Source organism: Pseudomonas syringae (assembly GCF_000737245.1).
Classification (GTDB): domain Bacteria; phylum Pseudomonadota; class Gammaproteobacteria; order Pseudomonadales; family Pseudomonadaceae; genus Aquipseudomonas; species Aquipseudomonas syringae_J.
Map to the genome: position 1 here is coordinate 1 of NZ_JPQU01000079.1, position 5958 is coordinate 5958.

The window sequence follows — 5958 nt, forward strand, 5'->3', positions numbered from 1 at the left end:
GCTTGCCCGCGATGCGGTATGTCTGCAAAAGATGTGCTGCCTGACCCGACGCTATCGCGGGCAAGCGCGCTCCTACAGAAAACAGAATTCCAAAGTGACAAACAAAAAAACAATAACAAGGAAACCCCATGACGCTCTCGGCTCGCGTGCCCGAGGCCGGCACACTGGATGTGCAGGCTTTCATCAATGCTCAACCCTTGTCACGTTATCAGTGGCGAGTGGTCATTCTGTGTTTTCTGATTGTGTTTCTGGACGGCCTGGACACTGCGGCCATGGGCTTCATCGCCCCGGCCTTGAGTGTCGACTGGGGCATCCCTCGCGCCAGCCTCGGTCCGGTGATGAGCGCCGCGCTGATCGGCATGGTCTTCGGAGCGCTGGGCTCCGGGCCGCTGGCTGACCGGTTCGGGCGCAAGGTGGTGTTGGTTGCGGCGGTCTTTTTGTTCGGGCTCTTCAGCTTGTTGTCGGCGTTCAGTAGCAACATCGACCAATTGCTGATCCTGCGGCTGCTGACTGGCCTGGGACTTGGGGCGGCGATGCCCAACGCCACGACGCTGCTGTCGGAATACACCCCGGAGCGTCTCAAGTCCTTGCTGGTGACCAGCATGTTTTGCGGCTTCAATCTGGGTATGGCTTGCGGTGGGTTCGTTTCCGCCAAGCTGATTCCGGCCATGGGCTGGCACAGCCTGTTAATGCTCGGCGGAGTTCTGCCACTGGTCCTGACCGTGGTCCTGATGATCTGGCTGCCGGAGTCGGCGCGTTTTCTGGTGGTGCGTAATCTGGGCGTGGACCGCATCCGCAAAGTTCTGGCGCCGATTTCCAGACTGGAGGTCAACGCTGCCAAGGACTTCAGCGTCCCGGAACAGAAAACCGTGAGCAGCCGCAACGTGCTTAAAGTAGTGTTCTCTGGCACTTACAGCGCCGGGACCTTGCTGCTGTGGCTGACCTACTTCATGGGCCTGGTGATCGTCTATCTGCTGACCAGCTGGTTGCCAACCCTGATGCGCGACAGCGGCGCCAGCATGGAACAATCGGCGTTCATCGGCGCTCTGTTTCAATTCGGCGGCGTGTTGAGCGCCGTGGGTGTCGGCTGGGCCATGGACAAGTTCAACCCACACAAAGTGATCGGCTGTGCGTACTTCCTGGCCGGTATTTTCGCCTGGCTGGTGGGGCAGAGTCTGGGTAACGTGACAGTGCTGGCGACTTTGGTACTGCTGGCCGGGATGTGCATCAACGGCGCGCAATCGGCCATGCCATCACTTGCGGCGCGTTTCTACCCGACCCAAGGCCGGGCCACGGGCGTTTCCTGGATGCTCGGCATCGGTCGTTTCGGCGCGATTCTGGGTGCCTGGGCGGGCGCGACGCTACTGGGGCTGGGCTGGAATTTCGAGCAGGTCCTGACCGCGCTTGTCGTACCGGCGGCATTGGCGGCAATTGCCGTGTTGATCAAAGGCTGGGTCAGCCATTCGGATGCCACATGACCATTTCGGGAGCAGCAATTTGAATCGTTCGAGCCAGCAGCTATTCGACGCTTACTTCAGTCAGTCGGCCATGAGCGTAATCTTCTCCGACCACGGTCGAGTGCAAGGCATGCTCGACTTCGAAGCGGCCCTTGCCCGGGCTCAGGCCAGTACCGGTTTGATTCCGGCGAAGGTGGTCGGTGCTATCGAGGCCAGTTGTCGGGCCGAGCTGTTCGACTTTGCTGAACTGGCGGTGGCCATCGGCAATGCGGGTAATTCGGCAATCCCGCTGGTCAAGGCCTTGGGCAAGAAGATCGCGGCCGATGATCCAGCCGCCGAACGCTATGTGCACATGGGGGCCACCAGCCAGGACGTCATGGACACCGGTCTGGTACTGCAGCTGCGTGATGCCGTGGCGATGATTGAGAGCGACCTGGCACAACTGGCGGATTCACTTGCCCGCCAGGCCCGTCGCTATGCGGTCACGCCACTGGCTGGACGCACCTGGCTGCAACAGGCGACGCCCGTGACTTTGGGGATGAAAATCAGCGGTTGGCTGGGTGCGGTCACCCGGCATCGGCAGCGTCTGGCAGAGATCAAGCCTCGGCTGCTGAGCCTGCAGTTCGGCGGCGCATCCGGCACCCTGGCTGCGTTGGGTGATCACGCATTACCGGTGTCCGAAGCGTTGGCCCGGGAGCTGCAGCTGCATCTGCCCGAGCAGCCCTGGCACACTCAACGCGACCGTCTGGTGGAGTTCGCCAGCCTGCTGGGGATGATTGCCGGCAGTCTCGGCAAAGTGGGTCGCGACATCAGTTTGTTGATGCAGACTGAAGTCGCCGAAGTATTCGAGCCAGCCGCGGCGGGCAAGGGCGGTTCCTCGACCATGCCCCACAAGCGCAACCCGGTGGGCGCGGCGGTGATGATCAGTGCCGCTGTGCGCGCGCCGGGGCTGGTGGCAACGATGTTCGCCGCGATGCCTCAGGAGCACGAGCGCAGCCTGGGTCTCTGGCATGCCGAATGGGAAACCTTGCCTGAGCTGTGCTGCCTGATTTCCGGGTCGCTGCAGCAAGCCTTGCAGTTTGTCCCCGAGCTTGAAGTCGACGCTGAGCGTATGCGCAGTAATCTTGATGCCACCAATGGCCTGGTGCTGGCCGAAGCGGTGAGCATCGCCCTGGCCCGGCGTCTTGGACGGGACACGGCCCACCACTTGATCGAGCAATGCTGCCGTCGCGCCGTGCAGCAAGGCGTTCATCTACGTGAAGTGCTGGGTGCCGAACCGCAAGTCAGTGCCGAGCTATCGCCTCAAGAACTGGATCAGCTTCTCGACCCGGCCAATTATCTGGGCTTGGCGCGGGAGTGGGTGGATAGGGCGGTGGCCGAGCATGAGAAATTTTCAGACTGAAACGGATTCCCTGTGGGAGCGAGGCTTGCCCGCGAAGAACGATGACGCGGCACATCCGCTTGTGAGCAAACATAGAGTCTCCCACAGGGAATGCAGTCCAATTCTTCGACTTAAAAAGGAGCCAAAATGCCTTTCATTCAACTGCCTGACGGCCCATTGCATTACCAGCTCGACGGCCCGCAAGGCGCGCCGGTGTTGCTCTTGTCCAACTCGCTGGGCACGGAGCTGCGCATGTGGGATTCGCAGATGCCTGCTTTTACCCCTCATTTTCAGGTGTTGCGTTACGACACTCGTGGGCATGGCCAGTCGCTGGTCACCGAGGGGATCTACAGCATTGAGCAGAACGGCCGGGACGTGCTGGCATTGCTCGATGCGTTAGAGCTGCCGGAGGTTTTGTTCTGCGGGTTGTCCATGGGCGGCTTGATCGGCCAATGGCTGGCAATCAATGCACCTGAGCGACTCCTGGGAGCGGTGGTGTGCTGCACCGCCGCGAAGATCGGCACCCCTGACATATGGAATCCGCGTATCGAAATGGTCTTGCGTGACGGCAAGGCTGCCATGCATGCGCTGCGTGAAGCGTCCATCGCCCGTTGGTTCACACCGGCCTTTGCCCAGGCCCATCCCGAGCAGGTCCAGCCTGTGGTGGACATGCTGGCGCAGACTTCACCTCAGGGTTACGCCGCCAACTGTGCGGCGGTGCGGGATGCGGATTTTCGTGAGCAGATCAGCTCGATCAGGTTGCCGCTGCTGGTGGTGAGTGGGACCGGAGATGCGGTGTGTCCACCATCCGACGGCCGTTTCATCGCCGAGCAGGTGGTCGGCGCCGAGTATGCCGAGTTTGACGCCGCGCACCTGGCCAGTATCGAAGCGGGCAGCACGTTCGGCGAGCGTGTGGTGACCTTTCTGCAAGCCACTCTGCAAAACTGAATCGGGAGCTTATCGATGGACGAGAAACAACGCTACGAAGCCGGTATGCAAGTGCGCCGTGCGGTGCTGGGCGATGCCCATGTGGACAACAGCCTGAAAAAACTCACGCCGTTCAACGAAGAGTTTCAGGAGATGATCACCCGGCATGCCTGGGGCGATATCTGGACTCGACCCGGCCTGCCCCGCCATACCCGCAGCCTGGTGACTATCGCCATGCTGATCGGCATGAACCGCGAGGGCGAACTGCGCCTGCACCTCAAAGCCGCGAAAAATAACGGCGTGACCCGGGAGGAGATCAAGGAGGTGCTGATGCAGAGTGCAATCTACTGCGGCATCCCGGCGGCCAACGCGACGTTTCATCTGGCAGAGGACGTCTGGGACGAAATGGGTGTCGAGTCGTTGGCCCCTGACCCGCAGTGATCTCTGGCCTACAGATGGGTCAATGAAAGTGCCGCCAGTGCCGCAATCAGCGCCGGTGGCATGACCAGAATCCCCAGACGCAGAAACCCCAGTGCCGTGACATTCTGACCCTCGCGGCGCACAGCGATCAGCCACAGCAACGTAGCCAGCGAGCCGGTAATCGATAGATTCGGGCCAAGGTCTACGCCTATCACCATGGCGCTGGTGGTCTCTACGGGCAACTGGGCGATATGCCCCACTGAGCCTGCCATCAATCCCACCGGGAGATTGTTGAGCAGATTACTGGCTACCGCGACAATCATTCCGCCCGCCCAGGCTGCTTGCAGGCTGGAATGATCCGCCAGGGATTTCAGGGCGTGGGCCAGATGATCAATCACGCCGGTCAGCGCCATGCCCTCAACCAGTACGAACAGCCCGGCTACCAATGGCAACACGCCCCAGGACACGCCTTTAAGCACGGCAAGCGGGCTCAGGCGTTGACCGAGGTGAATCAGGATGACCGTTGCCAGTGCGGCGCAGAAGGTTGGCAGACCCAGTTGCCTGTCCAGCGCAGAGGCTGCCAGTAAAACCAAGGCCGTCAGGCCGATGCCGACGGCTGTCCACGCAGCCCCCTTGGATAACGGCTGGACGGCAATGACGGTTTCCAATGGCTTGCGCAGGTGGTCACGCTGGGCGAAGCGCAGCACCAGATAAGTCAGGCCGATGGCGGCAATCGAGGGCAGGGTGAAGTGCCACAGCCATGTGGTCAGCGGCGGCATGCGGCTGCCGAAAATCACCAGGTTGGCCGGGTTGGAAATGGGCAGCACGAAACTCGCGGCGTTGGCGATAAACGCGCAGATGAACAGATAAGGCAGCGGCTCGGCTTTGGCGGCGCGGGCTGCGGCGTAGACCGCAGGCGTCAGCACCACCGCCGTGGCGTCATTGGACAGGAACACAGTGACCAGCGTGCCCACCACAAATACCAGATCGAACAGGCGCTGCCCCGAACCCTTGGCATGTCGCGCGGCAAGCATGGCCAGCCAATCGAACAGCCCCTGTTGTCGGGCCAGTTCAGCAAGCACCATCATGCCGATCAAAAACAGATAGACATCGACGCCTTCCGCCACCGCCCCTAGTGCCTTGGGCAGGGGGATAAAGCCCAATGCTGTGAGCAACGCGGCCGCGCCCATCGCCCAGACAAACTCAGGCACCCGCCAAGGCCTGAAAATAACACCACAGATCGCCAGCGCGGCGACGATCCAGATAATCGTTGCAGGGTCGAGGGAAGGCATTGGAAGGGACTCGAAAAAGTGGGCAGCTTTCAGACCCGCGCTGGCGAGAACAAGTTCGCTATGGTCAGGCACACCGCGTTATCGTTCTTCGCGGGCACGCCTCGCGCCCACAGATGATCACCCAACTGTTGGAGCGAGGCTTGCCCGCGAATGGGACTTAGCGGTCTGTCAGGCACACCGCGTCATCGTTCATCGCGGGCAAGCGCGCTCCTACGGATCACCAAAACTTGTTGGAGCGAGGCTTGCCCGCGAATGGGACTTAGCGGTCTGTCAGGCACACCGCGTCATCGTTCTTCGCGGGCAAGCGCGCTCCTACGGATCACCAAAACTTGTTGGAGCGAGGCTTGCCCGCGAATTGGACTAAGCGGTCTGTCAGGCACACCGCGTCATCGTTCATCGCGGGCAAGCGCGCTCCTACGGATCACCAAAACTTGTTGGAGCGAGGCTTGCCCGCGAATTGGACTAAGCGGTCTGTCAGGCT

Annotated in this window: 5 protein-coding genes; 4 read left to right on the plus strand and 1 reads right to left on the minus strand. The window is 61.2% G+C overall.

Translation table 11 applies throughout. The features are described from left to right. The first annotated feature begins 128 nt into the window (after positions 1-128). The 4 genes from IV01_RS02645 to pcaC all read left to right on the plus strand — a co-directional run bounded on the left by IV01_RS02645 (position 129) and on the right by pcaC (position 4206). The gene (locus tag IV01_RS02645; protein ID WP_032631324.1) at positions 129-1478 is read left to right on the plus strand and encodes an MFS transporter; all 1350 of its coding nucleotides are present in this window, start codon (positions 129-131) and stop codon (positions 1476-1478) included. A gap of 19 nt (positions 1479-1497) precedes the next feature. Beyond that, a complete protein-coding gene (locus IV01_RS02640) occupies positions 1498-2859 on the plus strand; it encodes a 3-carboxy-cis,cis-muconate cycloisomerase (RefSeq protein ID WP_032631328.1) in 1362 nt (453 codons plus the stop codon). Between the two features lie 126 nt (positions 2860-2985). Then, entirely contained in the window at positions 2986-3786 is an 801-nt protein-coding gene (gene pcaD, locus IV01_RS02635) for a 3-oxoadipate enol-lactonase (RefSeq protein ID WP_032631325.1), read from the plus strand. A gap of 15 nt (positions 3787-3801) precedes the next feature. Then, positions 3802-4206 (plus strand): 4-carboxymuconolactone decarboxylase, encoded by a 405-nt coding sequence (pcaC, locus tag IV01_RS02630; RefSeq protein ID WP_032631326.1) that lies wholly within the window; start codon positions 3802-3804, stop codon positions 4204-4206. 8 nt (positions 4207-4214) lie between these two features. Here the strand turns inward: pcaC and IV01_RS02625 are convergent, their stop codons facing one another. Next, positions 4215-5477, minus strand: a complete 1263-nt coding sequence (locus tag IV01_RS02625) for an arsenic transporter (protein ID WP_032631327.1) — start codon at positions 5475-5477, stop codon at positions 4215-4217. Positions 5478-5958 lie beyond the last annotated feature (481 nt).